Origin of the sequence: Microbacterium sp. OVT16B (genome assembly GCF_019969705.1) — a bacterium.
Taxonomy (GTDB): Bacteria; Actinomycetota; Actinomycetes; order Actinomycetales; family Microbacteriaceae; genus Microbacterium; species Microbacterium natoriense.
Window position 1 is genome coordinate 2,561,519 of record NZ_JAHXZA010000001.1, and the last position, 17,261, is coordinate 2,578,779.

Here is a 17,261-nt window from a genome sequence, read left to right on the forward strand (position 1 = left end):
CGAGACGCGAATGGGCGCCCCTCACGGAGCGCCCATTCGTTCATCGGATCGGTGTCACTTGCCCGTGTCGCCGTCCAGGGCGAGCAGGGTGTTGACGGCGTCCGTCAGCCTCTTGTCGGCCTCGGCGAACGCGGTGAGGTCACCGGCCTTCAGCGCGGCCTCACGGTCGGCGAGGGCCTGAGCCGCTGCCGAGAGAGCCTGGGCTTCCGCGTCCGACGGAGGTGGCGTCGTTCCGCCCTCGGCGGGAGGAGTCGTGCCCCCTTCCTCCGGAGTGGTCGGCGTGACCTGCCCGTCACCACCCGCCGCCCCCGCCTCGCCGCCGAACAGGGCATCCAGCGCCGCTGTCAGCGTGTCCTCGAAGGCGACGTTGCCGCCGAAGGCGACCAGCACCTTCCGGAGCTTCGGAACCTGGGTGTTGTCGGCGGACTGCACGTAGACCGGCTGCACGTACAGCAGGCCGCCTCCGACCGGCAGCGTCAGCAGGTTGCCGTACGCGACCTCCGACTTTCCGATCGTCAGGACGTTCAGCTTCTCAGCGACGACCGGGTCGGAGTCGAAGGTGTTCTGCACCTGGCCAGGACCGGGCACGGTGGTGTCGTCGGTGATCTCGAGCAATCGCAGAGTGCCGTAGCCGTCCGCCCTCTTGCCCTTGTCGCCGCCGGCATCCGAGTCGACCGCCAGATAGCCCATCAGCACGTCTCGCGAGCTGCTCGACCCCGAGGAGGCGGGGATGAACGTGGAGAACATCGAGAACCGCGGCGAATCCTGCCCAGGCATCTTCATGCTCAGGTAGTACGGCGGCTGGAGCATCTCCTTGCTCCGCGGGTCCTTCGGAGTCTGCCAGCGGTTGTCGAGCTGCGCGAAGGAGCCTGCATCGTCGATGTGGTAGATCCCGAGGATGTCGCGCTGCACCTTGAACAGATCGGTCGGGTAGCGCACGTGGCTCATCAGGTCGCCGGACATCTCGCTGATCGGCTTCAGCGTGGACGGGTAGACCTTCTGCCAGGTCTGCAGCACCGGATCGCTCTTGTCCCACGCGTAGAGGGTCACGTGACCGTCGTACGCGTCGACCGTGGCCTTGACCGAGTTGCGGATGTAGTTGATCTCGTCGATCGCGAGCGACGGCGTCGGCGTGCTCGAGTCCGCGATCGCCTTGGAGAGGCTCACGCTCGTCGAGTACGGGTACGAGGCGCTGGTCGTGTAGCCGTCGACGATCCACACCACGCGTCCGTCCACGACGCTCGGGTACGGGTCGCTGTCGAGCTCGAGGTAGGGGGCGACCTTCTGCACGCGGGTCTTCGGGTCGCGGTCATAGAGGATCTGAGACTTCTCGTTGACGAGGTTCGAGAACAGGATCTGCTCGGACTGGAACTTCAGCGCGTACAGCAGCTTCGTGAACGTGTCGCCGATCGCCGGCCCCCCGTTCCCGTCGAAGGTCGTCGTCGTGTTGGCATCGCCCTCTGCACCGCGCGGGTAGTCGATCTCGACCGGGTCGGTGCCCTTGGGGGCGCCGACGATCGAGTACTCCGGCGAGTTCTCGCCGAAGTAGATCCGCGGCTCGTACTTCTCCGAGTCGGTGAGGTCTCCCGAGGTGGGCATGCCGCGCTCGATGAACACCGGCTCGCCCGACGCGGTGCGCTGGTTGCCCGCCATCGCGAGCAGCCCGTAGCCGTGGGTGTACACCGCGACGCGGTTGTTCCAGGTGTCGCTGTCGCCGAGGTTCGCCATGTCGAGGTCGCGGACGGCGACCACCGTGTCCTGGGCGACGCCGTTGACCTGGTACCGGTCGACGTCGAGCGTCTGCGGGAACTGGTAGTAATCGCGCGCCTGGTCCTGCTGGCGGATGACGTCGTTGACGATCTTCGGGTCGATGATGCGGATGGAGGCGGTGGTGTCGGCGTCCTCGCGGAGCTGGCCGGCCTCGGCATCCGTCTTCGCGGTGAAGGGGGTCACCTCGACGTCCGCGACGCCGTAGGCCTCCTTCGTGCCGTCGATGTTGCGCTGGTAGAACTGCGACTGGTACGCGTTCTGGTTCGGCTTGACCTGGAAGGTCGTGACGATCCACGGGTATCCGACGCCCACGACGAGAGATGCGACGAGCAGCAGCGCGGTACCGGCGAGCGGGAAGCGCCAGCGTCCGATGATGGCGGTGACGAAGAACAGCACGGACACCACGGCCGCGACCACCGCGAGGATGGCGAGCCCGGGGATCGTCGCGTTGACGCCCGTGTAGGCCGCTCCGGTGATGCGGTCGTCAGGAGCGACGAGGGTCTTGTACCGGTCGAGCCAGAGGCTCGCCGCCTGCACGAGCAGGTAGAGGCCCGCGATGACGGCGAGCTGGATGCGCGCGGGCTTGGAGATGCGCAGCTCGCCCTGTCCGATGCGCACGGAGCCGTAGAGGTACGACACCAGCGCGGTGACCAGGAGGCAGAGCAGAAGGACGGCCGAGACGAACGCGAGGAGGATCGTGTAGAACGGCATCGCGAACATGTAGAAGCCGGTGTCGAGGCCGAACTGCGGGTCGACCGAGTCGGTCGCCACGCCGTTCGCCCACAGCCACACGGTCTTCCACTGACTGGCGGCGGAGAAGCCGGCGAACAGGCCGAAGAAGATCGGCATGCCCCACATCGCGAGGCGCCGGAGCGGCTCGATGACCTCCTGGTAGCGGTCGAGCTGCGAGCTCAGCCGCACGTAGACCGGTCGCAGCCGGTAGGCGAGCTGGATCGCGACGAACAGGGGCGCCGCCATGCCCAGGAAGCCGATGACGAACATGAGCACGGTGGCGAACCACTGCGTCGTCAGCACGGTGGTGAATCCCAGCTGGTCGAACCAGAGGAACTCGGTGTACAGCGACGCGAAGACGAAGAAGCCCGCGATCAGCGCGGCGATGATCACCAGCGAGATCCCGACGATTCGTCGTGAGGTTCGAGGCGTGGCCGGATTCGGAGAAGAGGTCGAGGTCACCGTCCCATCCTAGGCATGCCTTACTATGCGGCGGCTCCCTGTCCGATCACGGAGAGGTCACGGGCGCTGCGCGATCACTTCGTGCAGGTGGGCAGGGAGTCGACGTCTCCCCCGTCGGCGATGACCTCGAGAGCGCTCAGCGACTCCTCCAGCGTCGAGGTGCTGATCACCGTCAACCCCGACGGCACGTGGCCCACCACGTCGGCGCAGTTCGACTCGGGAGCCAGGAAGTAGTCGGCGCCGGCATCCCGCGCTCCGTAGAGCTTCTGACGGATGCCGCCGATCGGACCGACCGTGCCGGCGGCGTCGATCGTCCCCGTGCCGGCGACGTCCTTGCCGCCGTTGAGCTCGCCGGGGGTGAGCGTGTCGATGATCCCGAGCGCGAACATCATTCCGGCGCTCGGCCCTCCGACGTTGTCGAGCTGGATCGTCACGTCGATCGGGAAGTGGTACTCGGTGCGCAGCGAGACGCCGATCAGCCAGGTCGTGACGTCGCCCTCGGTGTGCTTCTGCGGAGTGACCTCCACCTGCTTCTCCTCGCCGCCTCTGAGCACGGTCAAGGAGACGGGGGCGCCGGCGGCATCCTGCACGGCCGTGCGCAGCTGCGTGATCGACGTCACGTCGACGCCGCCGATGGCGCTGATCACGTCGTCGGCCTGGAGCACTCCGTCGGCGGGCGAGTCCGCGGCGGGCTCGACCACGGTCACCTGCGCGCCCGTGTCGTAGCCCAGCTCGCCGAGAGCCGCTGCCGTCGCCTCGTGCTGCGAATCGACCATCATCGCGGAGTTGCGCTCATCGCGCTGCTCGGTCGTGACGCCCTCGGGGAAGACGGAGTCGAGGGGCACGACCGCACGCGAGGAGTCCGACCAGGCGAGCGCGAGCTCGAACCAGCTGGGCGTGCGCTCTCGGTTGCCGACGACCTGGACGGTCGTGAGGTCCAGGCTGCCGGCGGTCTCGAAGGTCTCCGCGCCCTTGACGCTGATGAGCGGCACCTTCTCGCCGTCGGCCCCTGCGGCGGTCCCCAGCGTGTTGTACACAGGGCCGGGTCGCTGGATCACGTACGGCGAGGGCAGGAACGTGAGCACGGCGAGGGAGAGCAGTGCGACGATCAGCGCCCATACGCCCAGTCCGAGCTTCACAGACCGGGTTCGATCCACAGCAATCCTCCGTCGTTCGCGAGCGGCGTACAGCGAACGGGACCGTGCACCTGTCTCGGTGACTAGCGTAGATCCCACGGCTATAGGCGTGCTGAGAGGGCGAGCGAGATGTCAGACAACGATCCGACCCCCGAGGACTTCCAGGAGTTCCTCCGAAGAATGATGTCCGGCCAGGGCGGTGGAGACATCGACCCTGAGGAGCTGCGCAACGCCCTCGGCGGCATGGAGGGTCTTCAGCTCGACCCGGCGATGATGCAGACGATCATGTCCCAGCTGCAGGGCGCCTTCAACGGCGACCCCTGGGAGAACGCGCTGCGTCAGGCCCTGCACATCGCGAACCGCGACGGCCTCGGCATCAGCGACGGCTCCCGCACGTCTCTCGTCGATTCGTTCGCCCTGGCGAACCTGTGGCTCGGCGAGGTCACGACGATCTCCGAGCTGTCGGAGGCCCCCAAGGCCATGACCCGCGGCGAGTGGGTCGAGGCGACCCTGCCCGTGTGGAAGGAGATCGCCGACCCCGTGTCGACGAGCATCGCCGATGCGCTGACCGGCGCCCTCGACACCCAGGTCCCCGAGGAGATGCGCGGCATCGTGCAGGGCGCGGGAAAGCTCATGCGGGGTCTCGGCGGCTCGGTGTTCGCCGCGCAGTTCGGTCAGGTGCTGGGCAACCTGTCGCTCGAGGTCGTCTCCGGAGGAGACGTCGGCATCCCCGTGCTCCCTGCGGGGACGGCGGCGGTCATCCCGCAGAACCTCACCGCCTTCGGCGAGGGCCTGGAGATCCCCGAGGATCAGATCGCCCTCTACCTCGCCACGCGCGAGCTCGCCTACGCTCGCCTGTACCGGCACGCGAAGTGGCTGCACCTGCACGTCATGGCGCAGATCACCGATTTCGCCCGCGGAGTGTCCGTCGACATGGACGCCCTCGAAGACGTCGCCAGCCGCCTGGACCCGTCCAACCCCGAGGAGCTGCGGGCCGCCATCGAGGGCGGCGCACTGCTGCCCGCGCAGACGGAGGCGCAGCGCGAGGCTCTGGCCCGCCTGGAGAACCTCGTGGCGACGATCGACGGATGGGTCGACGTCGTCACGGCGCAGGCGACCTCCCGGCTGCCCGACGGTGCGCGCATCGCCGAGGCTGCGCGGCGACGCCGCGCGGTGGGCGGTCCCGCCGAAGACGCTCTCGGCGCCCTGGTCGGACTCAAGCTCCGTCCGCGCCGCCTTCGCGAGGCCTCCGCCATGTGGCAGGCGGTGACGGATGCCGTCGGAACGGCCGCCCGCGACGCGCTGTGGGACTACCCGGACCTCATGCCCACCGCCGAGGACATCGACGACCCGAGCGCCCTCGTGTCACGACTGCAGGCGCTCGCCCGCGGCGAGCAGCCAGAGGCCGACGAGTTCGACGAGGCGCTCGCACGCCTCCTCGACGGCGATGACTTCTCCGACAGCGGGCCGGACGCCGGTGCGGAAGACGACGAGCCCGGCCCCGGAGACGAACGACCCGTCTGACCGCCGGCGGATGCCTCCGCCACCCTCCACGGACGAGTTGTCCACCGATGAGTCCGGCCCGCCCCACGGCGGCGCCGGACTCTTCAGAATCGGGGCATGCCTCCGCTGACCTCGAAGACGATCACCCGCCTCGACCCCGCGCTGCCGCTGCTGTGGCGCGACGGGGAGACCCTGCAGTTCGGCGTCGACGGCGACGTCAGGGTGCGTGTCGACGCACCCTGGGTCGAGCTGCTTCTCGCGCGCATGGCGAACGGCTTCCGGCGCGCGTCGTTCGACGTCATCGCACACGGTGCGGGTGCTCCCCACAAGCAGGCCAGAGCACTGCTGGCGCGGGTGGAACCGCTGCTCGTCGACGAGGAGGTCTCGTACCGGGCGGCCTGGGTGGAGAGCATCGATCACGTCGACGGACGCGACGAGTACCGGATGCGGGAGGCTCTCGCCGACGAGGGCGTCTCCCTGGGGCGCCGCGAGAGCCGTGAGGATGTCGGCGTGATCCTCGTGCAGGGTGCCGCCGCTGCGCTCCAGTTCGCCCGCTACCTGCGCGAGGACACGACGCACCTGCCGGTCGCGTTCGAGCGCGGCAGGACGACGGTGGGGCCGCTCGTGGTCCCGGGGCGGTCGGCCTGCCTGGCCTGTCGAGACGGCCACGAGCGCGATCGCGACCCCGCGTGGCCGCGGCTGCACACCCAGCTGATCGGTCGCGGCGCCGGCCCGATCTCCGCCGCGCGCGTCGCGGAGGCCGCGACGCTGGCCGCCCGCCTGCTCTCCGACGCGGCGGAGGTGGGGACGTACGCGGAGGTCAGCGCGACGCGCGGCCGGTCGTGGCGCTCGGTGTCGTTTCACGAAGATTGCCGGTGCCGCGTGCCGTCGTCCCGATCTCCGCGAGGAACCTCGACGGCGCCCGTTCGCCTCGACCAGCCGAGCGAGACCAGGACAGCGACAGCGTTCGCGCGGCCCGCGTGACGCCGACGTACGCGAGTCGGCGCTCCTCGTCGATCGCCTCGAAGCCCGTCGCATACGAGATCGGCAGCGATCCCTCGGCCCAGCCCGCGAGGTGCACGTGGGGCCATTCGAGGCCCTTCGCGGCGTGCAGGGTCGACAGCGTCACCGTGCGCATGGTCGGCTCGTGCTGGTCCTTGGCCCTGGCCATCAGCGCGTCGCTGAACCCGCGCAGCGTCGCGTCGGGGCCCGCCTCTTCCGCAAGACGGAGGATCGCGCGCCTGGCCTCCCAGCCGTCGCGCTGCGCACCGCCCGCCGCGGGCGGCTCCTCCGTGAGGCCGAGCTCGCGGAGCACCCGCTGCACCCCGGCGAGGAAGGAGTGCTCGGTCGGGGCCACAGCGGCGGCCCGGAGTGCGAGGATCGCCTGACGCACTTCGGGCATGTTGAAGAAGCGGGTGCCGCCGAGCACGCTCGTCGCGATGCCCTCCGCGGCGAGCGCCTGCTGGAGCACGGCGGACTGCGCGTGTGCGCGGTAGAGCACAGCGATGTCGGCAGGGGAAGCCCCAGCCTCGATCCGCGCGGAGATCGCCGCGGCGATGCCCGCCGCCTCCTCCCCCTCCGTGTCGAAGGCCGTGACCGTCGGCGGATCCGCGCTGAACGAATCGCGCGCGGGGACCAGCTCGAGTGCGCCAGGACGCCCGTGCATGAGGGCGTTGGCTGCTTCGAGGATGGGCGCCTGCGATCGGTAGTTCGTCTCCAGGCGAACGACGGTGGCATCGGGATGACGGCGCTCGAACTCCAGGAGGAACCGCTGCTCGGCGCCCGCGAACGAGTAGATCGTCTGGCTCGCGTCGCCGACGACGCAGATGTCGCGCCGGTCTCCGAGCCACAGCTCCAGCAGCCGGTTCTGCAGGGGCGACACGTCCTGGTACTCGTCGACGGTGAAGTGCCGGTACTGCTCGTGCACGGACGCCGCGACCCGCGGCTCGGCCTCGAGCATCCCCGCACAGGCGAGGAGCACGTCCTCGAAGTCGAGCTGGTGGCGTTCGTCCTTCAGCGCCTCGTAGGCCCGTTGCAGCTCGACCAGCTGCGTGGCGTCGACGCCGCTCACCGTGCGGCCGAGCGCGGCATGCTGGTCGATCGAGAGCATCGAGACCTTGCGCCACTCGATCTCCGACGCGATGTCCCTGAGCGTCGCCGTGCTGGGGCGCAGCCGCATGGCGTCGGCCGCCTGTCCGAGCATCCGGACCTTGTTGTCGATGATGCCCGGTGCGGGCGCTCCGGCGAGCGTGGGCCAGAAGAAGTTGAGCTGCGCGAGCGCGGCGGCGTGGAAGGTGCGCGCCGCTACGCCCTCGACGCCGAGGGCCCGCAGTCGGCCTCGCAGCTCGCCGGCGGCCTTCGCGGTGAAGGTCACGGCCATCACCCGCGAGGGCGAGTACGCCCCGGTGTCGACGCCGTGCGCGATGCGGTGCGTGATCACGCGGGTCTTTCCCGTGCCGGCCCCGGCGAGCACCGCGACAGGGCCCCGCAGGACGGATGCCGCCTGCCTCTGCCTTTCGTCGAGTGCCTCCAGCGCGCTCACGCGCGCTCCTCGTACCAGGCGATGATCAGCGCGCGGGCGATGGAGGCCGGCCCCGGCAGGCCCACCGGACCCTCTCCGGCGAGCGCGGAGCCGATCTCTGCGCGGGAGAACCAGCGCACGTCGATGATCTCCTCGCCGTCTGGGCGCGCCTCGTTCTCGTCCACCACGACGGCGCGGAAGCCCAGCATGAGAGAACGAGGGAACGGCCACGGCTGCGAGGAGACGTAGCGCAGCGATGACAGCCGCACGCCGGACTCCTCCTCGATCTCCCGATGAACGGTGGACTCCAGCGACTCCCCCGCCTCGGTGAACCCCGCGAAGCAGGAGTACATGCGTCCGGCCCAGTTGGCGTTGGCGCCCAGCAGCAGCCGCTCGCCGTCAGCGCTCTCGACCGCGACGATCACAGCCGGATCGGTGCGCGGGAAGTGCTCGCGTCCGCACTGCAGGCACCGGCGGGACCAGCCCGCCTGACGCAGCTCGGTGCCTCCACCGCACGCGGGGCAGAAGGGCGCGTCGCGCAGCCACCCGCCGAGGGCGAGCGCCTCGATGAGGAGTTCGGTGTCGTCGGCGCCGAGTCTCGCACCGAGATCGCGGAGTCCTAGCCAGGTCTCGTCCGGCGCCGCGTCGATCGTGTCGGCCTCAGGCCCGAGAGCCGCGAGCAGGATGGCGGCGCCCTCAGAGCTGCGCCCCAGGAGAGCCCAGGTCGCATCCGCGATCGTCGACGGTGCGACGAGGAGCAGACCGTCGCGGTCGACGCGCACCCGCCCCTCACGCACGGCGACCACCCGGGTCGTCTCCTCCGCACGCAGTCGCTCGATGACGTCCGGCTCCGCGCGGAGATCGGCTGCGCGGTCGATGGGCGTGTGCGGAATGGTCATCGACTCCCTCTCTCACGGGCGTGGCGGGGGCGGAACAGCCCCTGAGCCGACCTACCCTGGGGGTATGGGACGCTCTCCTTTCACTCTAGCCGCGGCAGTGACGGCCGCACTGCCCGGAGCGGAGGTGACGGGCGCACGCGCTCTGACCGCCGATGGCGACGGACGGTTCGACTCCGCGGTCGCCTCACTGCGCGACGGCCGCGAGCTCGCGATCCGGGTCGCCGACGACGACGAGGCCGCGACGGAGCTGGCCGCCGAAGCCCTCGCGCTGCGCGCGCTGACCACCGGCGCCCGCGCGATGCTGCCGTTCCGCGCCCCCGAGTACATCGGCGAGACCCGTCTCGACGATGCCAGGGCGCTGGTGACCGAACTCCTCCCGGGTTTCCAGATCGAAGCAGCGCATGTCCCCGCCGGGCGCGGCGCTGCGGAGTCGATGGGCGCCGCGATCGCCGCAGTGCACGCCATGCCGACCTCGGTCGTGCGCGGCGCAGGACTCCTCACCCGCACCTCTCAGGAGAGCCGCGACGAGATCGAGCGGCTCGTCGATGCGGCGGCGGCGACAGGCCGCGTCCCTGCACGGCTGACGGTCCGCTGGCGTGAGGCTGTCGCCGACGACGATCTCTGGCGCTTCGAGTCCACCGTGACCCTCGGCGGCGTGCAGTCCACCTCCTTCCTCTTCGACGACGATGCGGAGCGGGGACCCGAGGTCTCCGGCATCGTGGGGTGGCATGCCCTGTCCGTCGGAGACCCCGCCGTCGACCTGGCATGGCTCTCGACGGCGCCGGATGCCGCGGCCGATGTGCAGGCCGCCTACGCCCGCGCGGCCGACCGGACGCCGGATGCCGCACTCGAGGTCAGAGGGCGACTGCTCGCAGAACTGGAGTTCGCCCGCTGGCTCGTGCACGGCGACTCCCTGCGCCGCCCCGACATCGTCGACGACGCGGCCGCTCTTCTCGAGGCTCTGGCCGACGGCCTGCACGCCGATGACCTCACGGTGATCACGGCCCGCAACGAGGGCGTCGACTCCGCCATGGACGCGCTCGACCGCGTGCCCGAGAGCACGGTCGTCGCCGTCGACACCTCGATGCAGACCGATGCCTACAACCCCGACGAGCTCTGGCGCGATGAGGACCTCGACTCCGAGACATCGGAGGCCGCGCACCGCGCCGAGGTCGGCAGCCTGGAGACCGAGGACCTCTCCGCCGTGCGTTCGGTCTCGGCGCAGGCGGACGAAGAAGGACGAACCTCCGCCGCCCCGCACGACTCCGAACAGCAGCGCGAGCGCGCCGCGACCGAGGCCGAGCCGGAGGACGAGGCTCAGCGTGCTGCGCGCGCCGCACTCCAGCGCTGGAAGAGCTCCGACTCCGAGTAGACGCGGTCGCCCCTGATCACCAGGTCGTCCGCCACGTAGTAGAGCGCGACGTCGATCTCCTCCAGAGGCACGCCGAATCGGCGATGGTAGGCCAGCCGGTACAGGGCGAGCTGCAGCATCCGCTCCTCGCGCTCCTCCGCCGTGCGCGGCGCCTTGCCCGTCTTCCAGTCGACGATCTCGATGCGGCCTCCGCGATCCTCGCGCCGGTACACCGCGTCGAGCTTGCAGATGACAATATGTCGCGGTTCTGCCATGGTCGCCGACGCCGAACCGGCGCCCGAGCGCTCACTGCTCCGCACACCCGACACACCTGGCGGTTCTGCCATGGTCGCCGAAGCCGAACCGGCGCCCGAGCGCTCACTGCTCCGCACACCCGACACACCTGGTGGTTCTGTCGCGGGCGCCGACGCCGAACCGGCGCCCGAGCCCAGGGCGAAGTCGATCTCGATCTCGACGGCGATGGGCTGCAGCGCACCCCACTCGCTGCGTTCGAAGGTCTCCTGCAACGCCGTCAGATCGGCGGCATCCGCTGACGACACGTCTCCGGGCCCCGCCGTGGCATCGTCCTCGTCCAGCTCCCAGAGCGCCTCGTCGACCCGCGTCCCGATCCCGACCAGCTCGCTCCGATGCTCGACCCACGCATGGAACAGGGTGCCGAGACGCGTCTGCCGGTACGGTCTTTCGGGCATCGGCCTCACGATCGACGACAGCGTGCCCCCGAAATCCGTGACGTAGTCCTTGAACTTCGACGCCGGCACGCGCGTCGGAGGCGCGGCATCCGTTCCGCGCAGTCGCGCGGCGCGCTCCGCGAGCAGCCGCGCCAGTTCGGGCGTGGGCTCCGGGTCGCTCCCCGCGGCCGCGTGCACCGCGGTCGACGCGGCCTCGACGACCGGCCTCCTCGCCCCGAGAGGATCCAGCGGCCACGTGAGGGTGGCGCCCGGACCGTCGTACGGGTTGTCCTCGGGGTCGACGGGCTCGATCGGATCGGTTCCCAGCACCTGCATGGCCTCGAGCAGATACGGGCTCGGATCACGCGGCTTCTTCTGCCCCGCCCAGTGCGCACCGGTGAGCAGCAGATCGGTGCGCGCGCGGGTGACCGCCACGTAGGCGAGACGCCGTTCCTCCTGCTGCTGGTAGTCGCGGTACGCCGCCTTGAACACCGTGAGCGCTCCGGGGGCGTTCTTGCTGGCGCTGGTGAGCGAGGCGACGCCTGCCTTGAGCCTCTTCGCCGGATCGTCCTCGCCGGCGACGGCCTCGTCCGGATCCCAGGTGAAGCGCGGCAGAGCGTCGCGGTCGCCGCGCAGCGCGAACGGAACGACCCCGAAGCCGAACCACCCCGAGGTGTCGGTCGGTCTGCTGGGCAGCTCGTCGGCGACCAGCCGCACGACCGCGACGGCATCCCACTCCAGCCCCTTGGAGCCGTGGATCGTGAGCAGCTGCACCACACCGGGTTCCGGCGGCTCCGGCCGCGGCATCAGCTCGTCCGTGCTCTCGGCCTTGTCCAGCCAGGCCAGCAGGCTCCCGATGGTGCCCCGCTCGTCGGCCGCGAGGAACGCCCGCACCTCGTCCGCGAAGGCGCGCAGCTGCGTCGCCGCGACTCGAGCCGGTCCTCTGGTCTCGTTCGCGGCGAGCTCGATGTCGAGCCGCAGCTCGAGCTCGATGAGTCTGATCAACTCGGAGATCGGCTGCGATGACGCCCGGCGCAGCCGCTCGAGCATCTCCCCCGCCGCCCGGATGCGTGCACGGCCCTCGGCGCTGATTCCCTCCAGCATCCGGTAGTCGTCACGCACGGCCCGCACGACGTCGACCGCGTCGATGATCGAGATCGCCTCGTCGGCGCCGCGCGATGAGCGCAGACGGATGCGGACCTCCTCCGGGAGCGGCCCCATCGCGGTGTCGGTCTCGGAGAGACGGCGGCCGAGGTCGTAGAGGGCGGCCATGTCGGCGACGCCGACGCCGAACCGCGGCCCGGTGAGCAGACGGATCAGCGCCGAGCCCGCGGTCGGGTCGTGCACCACGCGAAGGGTCGAGACGACGTCGACGACCTCGGGGGTCGAGAGCAGACCGCCGAGCCCGAGGATGCGATGCGGGATGCCGCGCGCCGCGAGAGCCGCGGCGAAGGTCTGCATGTGCTTCTTCGAGCGGAACAGGATCGCCCCGGTGTGCGGGCGCCCGGCGGCATCCTGATCGTGCGCGGCCCGGCGGTCGGCGAACCACGCGGCGACGTCGTCCGCCTCGTCGTCGACCGTGAACGCGAAGCGCACCTCGGCCCTGCCGTCTCCGGCGCCGGGGCGCGGGTCGAGCGGCGGGACGTCGAGCCCCGGGCGCTGCAGCGGCACCAGCACCTCGTTCGCGATGTCGAGGATCCGTCTGTCGTTGCGCCAGCTCGTCATCAGGCTGTAGGTCTGCGCGCCGTGACCGCCGGAGAAGGCCCCGGAGAACGCGTACAGGTTGTCGGCACTGGCGCCGCGCCATCCGTAGATCGACTGGTGCGGATCGCCCACCGCCATGACGGCGGAGTCCCGGAACAGTTCGGCGAGGAATCTGGTCTGGATCACCGAGGTGTCCTGATACTCGTCGAGCAGGACGACGCGGTGCTGCTCGCGGAGCTCCTCCCGCACGTCGGGCGCCGACTCGACGATGTCGTACGCGCCGCCGACCTGATCGGCGAAGTCCAGCACACCGCGGCGCTCCTTCTCGGCGATGTAGTCGCGCACCAGACTGGCGAGCGTCGACAGGCTGAGCAGATTGGCCGTGGCCTTCCCGATGACGTCGTTGCTCGTGTAGGGCTCGAACGCACGAGCCTGTGCGACCGCGATGCGCACGGCCTCGTCGAGATCGACCCGATGATCGAGAACGTCGCCGGCGAGGCGCTGGACGGCGTCGATCACGGTGCCGACGGCGAACTCGATCTCCTCGAGCTCGGCCAGGTCGCTGCGCAGCACGACCTCGCGCGCCAGCATCCAGGATGCCGCCTGGCTGAGCATCGCGACGTCGGAGTCCCGACCGATGCGCGCGGCGTGCTCGCGCACGATGCCGTCGGCGAAGGCGTTGTACGTCGACACGCGAGGGCGGATCATCAGCTCCTCGGCCGTGCGCGGGGCGGCGGGATCCCACCCCGTGCCGTACGACTCCGCGAGCTCGTCGAGCACGTGCCGGCGCACGAGCTCGCGCTGGCGACCAGCGACCGCCTCGTCGACGCGGCGGAGCGCGCCCGATGAGACGATCTCGGGGAGATGCGGCAGGAGACCCCGACGACCGTACTCGTCGATCACCGCGAGCCTGACACCGATCCGCTCGGCGAGCTCTCCCGCCGCCTTGCGCGTGAACGTCAACCCGAGGATCTCATCCCGGCGCACGTGACCGTTCGCGACGAGCCAGACGACGCGCCCCGACATGGTCTCGGTCTTGCCGCTGCCCGCGCCGGCGACGACGAGCGCGGGAGCGGGCGGCGCCTCGATCACGCGCTGCTGCGCAGCGGTGGGCGGTGGCTGCCCGAGCGCCGCGGCGATGTCGGTGGCGGAGAGGCCGAGGGTTCCGGGCCAGGTCGGGGTCATGCGCTCACCGCCGGAACGGTGTGGATGCGGCAGGGCTTGACCCTGTTGCCCTGAGTGTCGGCGCAGTGCGCTTCGACCTGAGCCGTGAAGCTCGACGCCGACATGCCACGCGCGGCCTCGGACACCCGCAGGAGGAAAGCCTCTCGTCCCTCGTCGTCGAGGGTGTGCTGATGCGCGATGCGGTAGTCGCTCTTGGCCAGCGTCTTCGACACGATGACGAGCCGCGCGCCGGCGAGCGCCGTGGGTTCGGCCCCGTCGATGAGGCCCTGCTGCACCGCGATCTGATAGGCCGCGAGCTGGGCGTGGGCGAGCACTCCGGAGTCGGACTCCGGGTCGTTCTTGCCGGTCTTGAGGTCGACGACGACCACCCTCTCCTTCTCCGCAGCCGCGGTGATCGGCGCCGAACCGCGCCCTCGGGCATGACTGTGGTCTCCGGAGCCGACGGGATACGCCTCGACCCTGTCGATGAAGCCGTGGATGATCGCCTGCCCGCTCCGGTCCTCCCCGACCTCGTGCACGGCGTGCACGCCGTCGACGTCGATGGCGAAGCGGAACTCCACCTCGCTCGCGATCGCTCGACCGCGGTCGGCGCGCACGTCGCCGAGATAGGCGTGCAGGCGATCCACGAGAAGATCGGCGCGTCTGCGCTCCTTGCGTCCGATCCACTCGGTCTCGAAGTCGAGCTCCGGCCAGTGCTCCTCCACGATCGCGCGCATCCGCTCGAGGTCTCCGTCCGGCACCTTCTCCATCGCCTCGTGCACGATCGTGCCGATTCCGGCCGTGGGGGGCATCACCGTGTCGCCGCCGAGCGCCGAGACCACCCAGTTCACGCCGCACTCCTCGAACGACTCCATCTTCGACGGCGACACCTTCGCCCCGTCGACGGCGAGATCGCGCAGCGGCGCGTCGGTCGTCGGCGGAGTCACCCCGTACCAGTCGGAGGGGTCTGCGCCGGGCACGCCCTCACGCGCCAGCACGGCGAGTTGCGCAGCGGCCTCGGCTCTCGCCGCGGGTGAGGACGAGGTGGTGAGGATCCGGCGATGACGCGCGACCAGGCCGCGAAGGGTGAGCGGATGCTCGGCGGACGCGTGCAGCTCCGGCGGATCGGGCTTCGGCAGGAACCCGAAGAACGGGCTCGGCGTCAGGTCGTCGTCGTCGACCGCGGTGATCAGCAGCCGCGTGCGCGCTCGCGACACCGCACGCACGAACAGCCTCAGCTCGTCGTGCAGGGCCGCACGCCGCCGATCGAGGACACCGGGCTCGGGGACGACCACTCCGTCGCGCACGGCGGAGAGCGCATCGGCCAGCCGCCAGGTCTGCAGCATCCCTCCGCGCAGCCGCACGTTGGGCCAGATGCCGTCCTGCACACCGGCGACGACGACGGCGTCGAACTCGGTTCCCAGCGCCGTCGCGGGAGTCAGCAGCGTGACGCGCCCCGGACGGTCGGGGCTCGACAGCGAGTCCTCGGGCACCTCGCTGTCGAGGATGTCACGCACGAAGACGTCGGGCTTCTCGTTCGGCGTGCGCTCGACGAACCTCTTGGCCGCATCGAAGAGCGAGACCAGCGCGTCGAGCGCCCGCGCCGTCTCCGCCCCGGACGCCTGCAGCGCCATCTCCCGCCACGCGACCTGCAGACGTCGACCGTCGACGGCGCGTGCCTGGTCCCAGATCCGCCACAGCAGGTCATGGATCGTCTCGCCCCGCTCGGCCGCCGCCGACACCGCGGCGATCGTCTCCGCGAACCGCGAGGCGGTGCGCGACTCGGCCGCATCGATGAGGGTGAAGTGCGCGGGCGCGGCGAACGCCTGGCGCAGGAGCTCGCGCGCCGGAGTGGATCCGCCCTGTTCGAGTTCGATGTGCCGCAGCCGCGCACGCAGGCGACGGAGGCCGATGGCGTCCATCCCGCCGAACGGCGTGCGCAGCGCCTCCTCCAGCATCTGCGGAGTTCGCTCCTCGACGGGCGTGAGCGCGAGCCGCACCGCCTCGACGATGTCGCGCACGATGCTCTCGCTGCCCAGCGGACGCTGCACACCAGCCGCTCTGGTCGGGATCTCACGCGCGGCGAGCTCGCCCTCGAGGGTCGTCACCTGACGGGTGTCGTGCGCGATGACCGCCATCCTGTCCCAGGGGATGCCGCCTGCGAGGTGCCAGTCGCGCATCACCCCGGCGATCCTGTCGAGCTCCTCGTAGGGTGACGGGGCGATGAACGTGCTCACCGCCTCGGTCGTCTCGTCCGCGCCGACGGGAGCGGGCGCGCGGCGGTGATCCACCCGGCCGGAGGCGCCGATGGCCTGCGTGACCGTGCGGGTCAGCGCGGTGAGCGCCGGCGCCTGCCGGTGCGGACCGTCGAGGACGTGCACGTCGCCCAGTGCGCCGGCGAGCCGAGCGAAGAGCTCGGGGCTGGCGCCCCGGAAGGCGCCCGAGGAGATGTCGGGATCGCCGAACGCGAGCACGGCGATGTCCCTGCCTCGGAGCGCCTGCACGACGGCCACCCCGCCTCGGGTGAGCTCCTGCGCGTCGTCGATCAGCACCGCTCGCAGCGACGCGAGGGGGCCGAGGGTCGCCGCGTCGGCGGACCGCAGGATCTCCCCCGCCTCCGCGAGGAGGTCTGCGGCGTCGCGGTGGGCGGCCCTGGAGGCGTCGAGCACCGTGCGATACTCCACGAGGAAGTCCGCAACGGCCGCCCAGGTCGGATCTCCGGCCGTTCTGAGCTCGTCCGGTGACGCGCCCATCTCGACGCACTCCGCGATGAGGGCGCGCAGCTCGGAGCGGAAGCCCTTCGACGCCCGCACCGACGGGCTGAGGGCGTCGGGCCACGAGATGTGCCCGTCCTCCTCGTCTCCGGCGAGCAGTTCGGCGATGAGCCGGTCCTGGTCGGCGCCCGTGAGCAGCGCCGGGGGCTCCTCGCCCGCCCTGACCATCGCCCCGCGAACGAGCTGGAACGCGAAGGAACCGAGCGACCGTGCCAGAGGACCCGGCGTGGCCTGGCCGATGCGCACGCCGATGCGGTCGCGGAGCGCGGTGGCCGCCTGACGGCTCGGCGTGAGGACCAGCACCTCCTCCGGCCGCATCCCCTCGACGTCGAGCAGGTGCACGACGCGGTCGACGAGGGTGCGGGTCTTTCCCGTGCCGGGGGCGCCGATGATCACACCGGACGCCGCCGCAGCAGCGGCGACGACGGCTCGCTGCGCGGCATCCTGAGTCACGGATTCCACGCTACTGGGATGTCCGGACATCGGCCCTCCCGCCCGCGGTGACGCCCGCGTGCGCTCACGGCGAAACCGGCGGCGACCGCCGATCCCCGCGACC

General features: G+C 70.8%; 8 protein-coding genes. 2 read left to right on the plus strand and 6 right to left on the minus strand.

What is annotated here, in order from left to right:
- Window positions 1-54: 54 nt before the first annotated feature.
- Window positions 55-2,964 carry a UPF0182 family protein gene (locus LC438_RS12215; RefSeq protein WP_223586713.1) on the minus strand — a complete coding sequence of 970 codons (2,910 nt, stop codon included), beginning with the start codon at window positions 2,962-2,964 and terminating at the stop codon, window positions 55-57.
- A 74-nt stretch (window positions 2,965-3,038) separates the two neighbouring features.
- Window positions 3,039-4,121, minus strand: coding sequence for a S16 family serine protease (locus LC438_RS12220; RefSeq protein ID WP_223586714.1), 1,083 nt, complete (start codon window positions 4,119-4,121; stop codon window positions 3,039-3,041).
- 108 nt (window positions 4,122-4,229) lie between these two features.
- On the opposite strand from LC438_RS12220, the gene LC438_RS12225 reads away from it, so the two are divergent.
- Complete coding sequence (locus tag LC438_RS12225; RefSeq protein ID WP_105672511.1) at window positions 4,230-5,624, plus strand: zinc-dependent metalloprotease; 1,395 nt, start codon at window positions 4,230-4,232, stop codon at window positions 5,622-5,624.
- A gap of 799 nt (window positions 5,625-6,423) precedes the next feature.
- Here the strand turns inward: LC438_RS12225 and LC438_RS12230 are convergent.
- Both LC438_RS12230 and nudC read right to left on the minus strand, forming a co-directional pair.
- The gene (locus LC438_RS12230; RefSeq protein WP_105672512.1) at window positions 6,424-8,145 is read right to left on the minus strand and encodes an ATP-dependent helicase; all 1,722 of its coding nucleotides are present in this window, start codon (window positions 8,143-8,145) and stop codon (window positions 6,424-6,426) included.
- The gene (gene nudC, locus LC438_RS12235) at window positions 8,142-9,023 is read right to left on the minus strand and encodes an NAD(+) diphosphatase (protein WP_105672513.1); all 882 of its coding nucleotides are present in this window, start codon (window positions 9,021-9,023) and stop codon (window positions 8,142-8,144) included. The genes LC438_RS12230 and nudC overlap by 4 nt, the downstream gene beginning before the upstream one ends.
- A 64-nt stretch (window positions 9,024-9,087) precedes the next feature.
- On the opposite strand from nudC, the gene LC438_RS12240 reads away from it, so the two are divergent.
- A complete protein-coding gene (locus LC438_RS12240; protein WP_105672514.1) occupies window positions 9,088-10,395 on the plus strand; it encodes a phosphotransferase in 1,308 nt (435 codons plus the stop codon).
- Here LC438_RS12240 and LC438_RS12245 read toward each other — a convergent pair.
- Window positions 10,341-13,952 carry an ATP-dependent DNA helicase gene (locus LC438_RS12245; protein WP_223586715.1) on the minus strand — a complete coding sequence of 1,204 codons (3,612 nt, stop codon included), beginning with the start codon at window positions 13,950-13,952 and terminating at the stop codon, window positions 10,341-10,343. The genes LC438_RS12240 and LC438_RS12245 overlap by 55 nt on opposite strands.
- A complete protein-coding gene (locus LC438_RS12250; RefSeq protein ID WP_223586716.1) occupies window positions 13,949-17,158 on the minus strand; it encodes an ATP-dependent DNA helicase in 3,210 nt (1,069 codons plus the stop codon). Before LC438_RS12250 ends, LC438_RS12245 begins: the two co-directional genes overlap by 4 nt.
- Window positions 17,159-17,261: the final 103 nt, after the last annotated feature.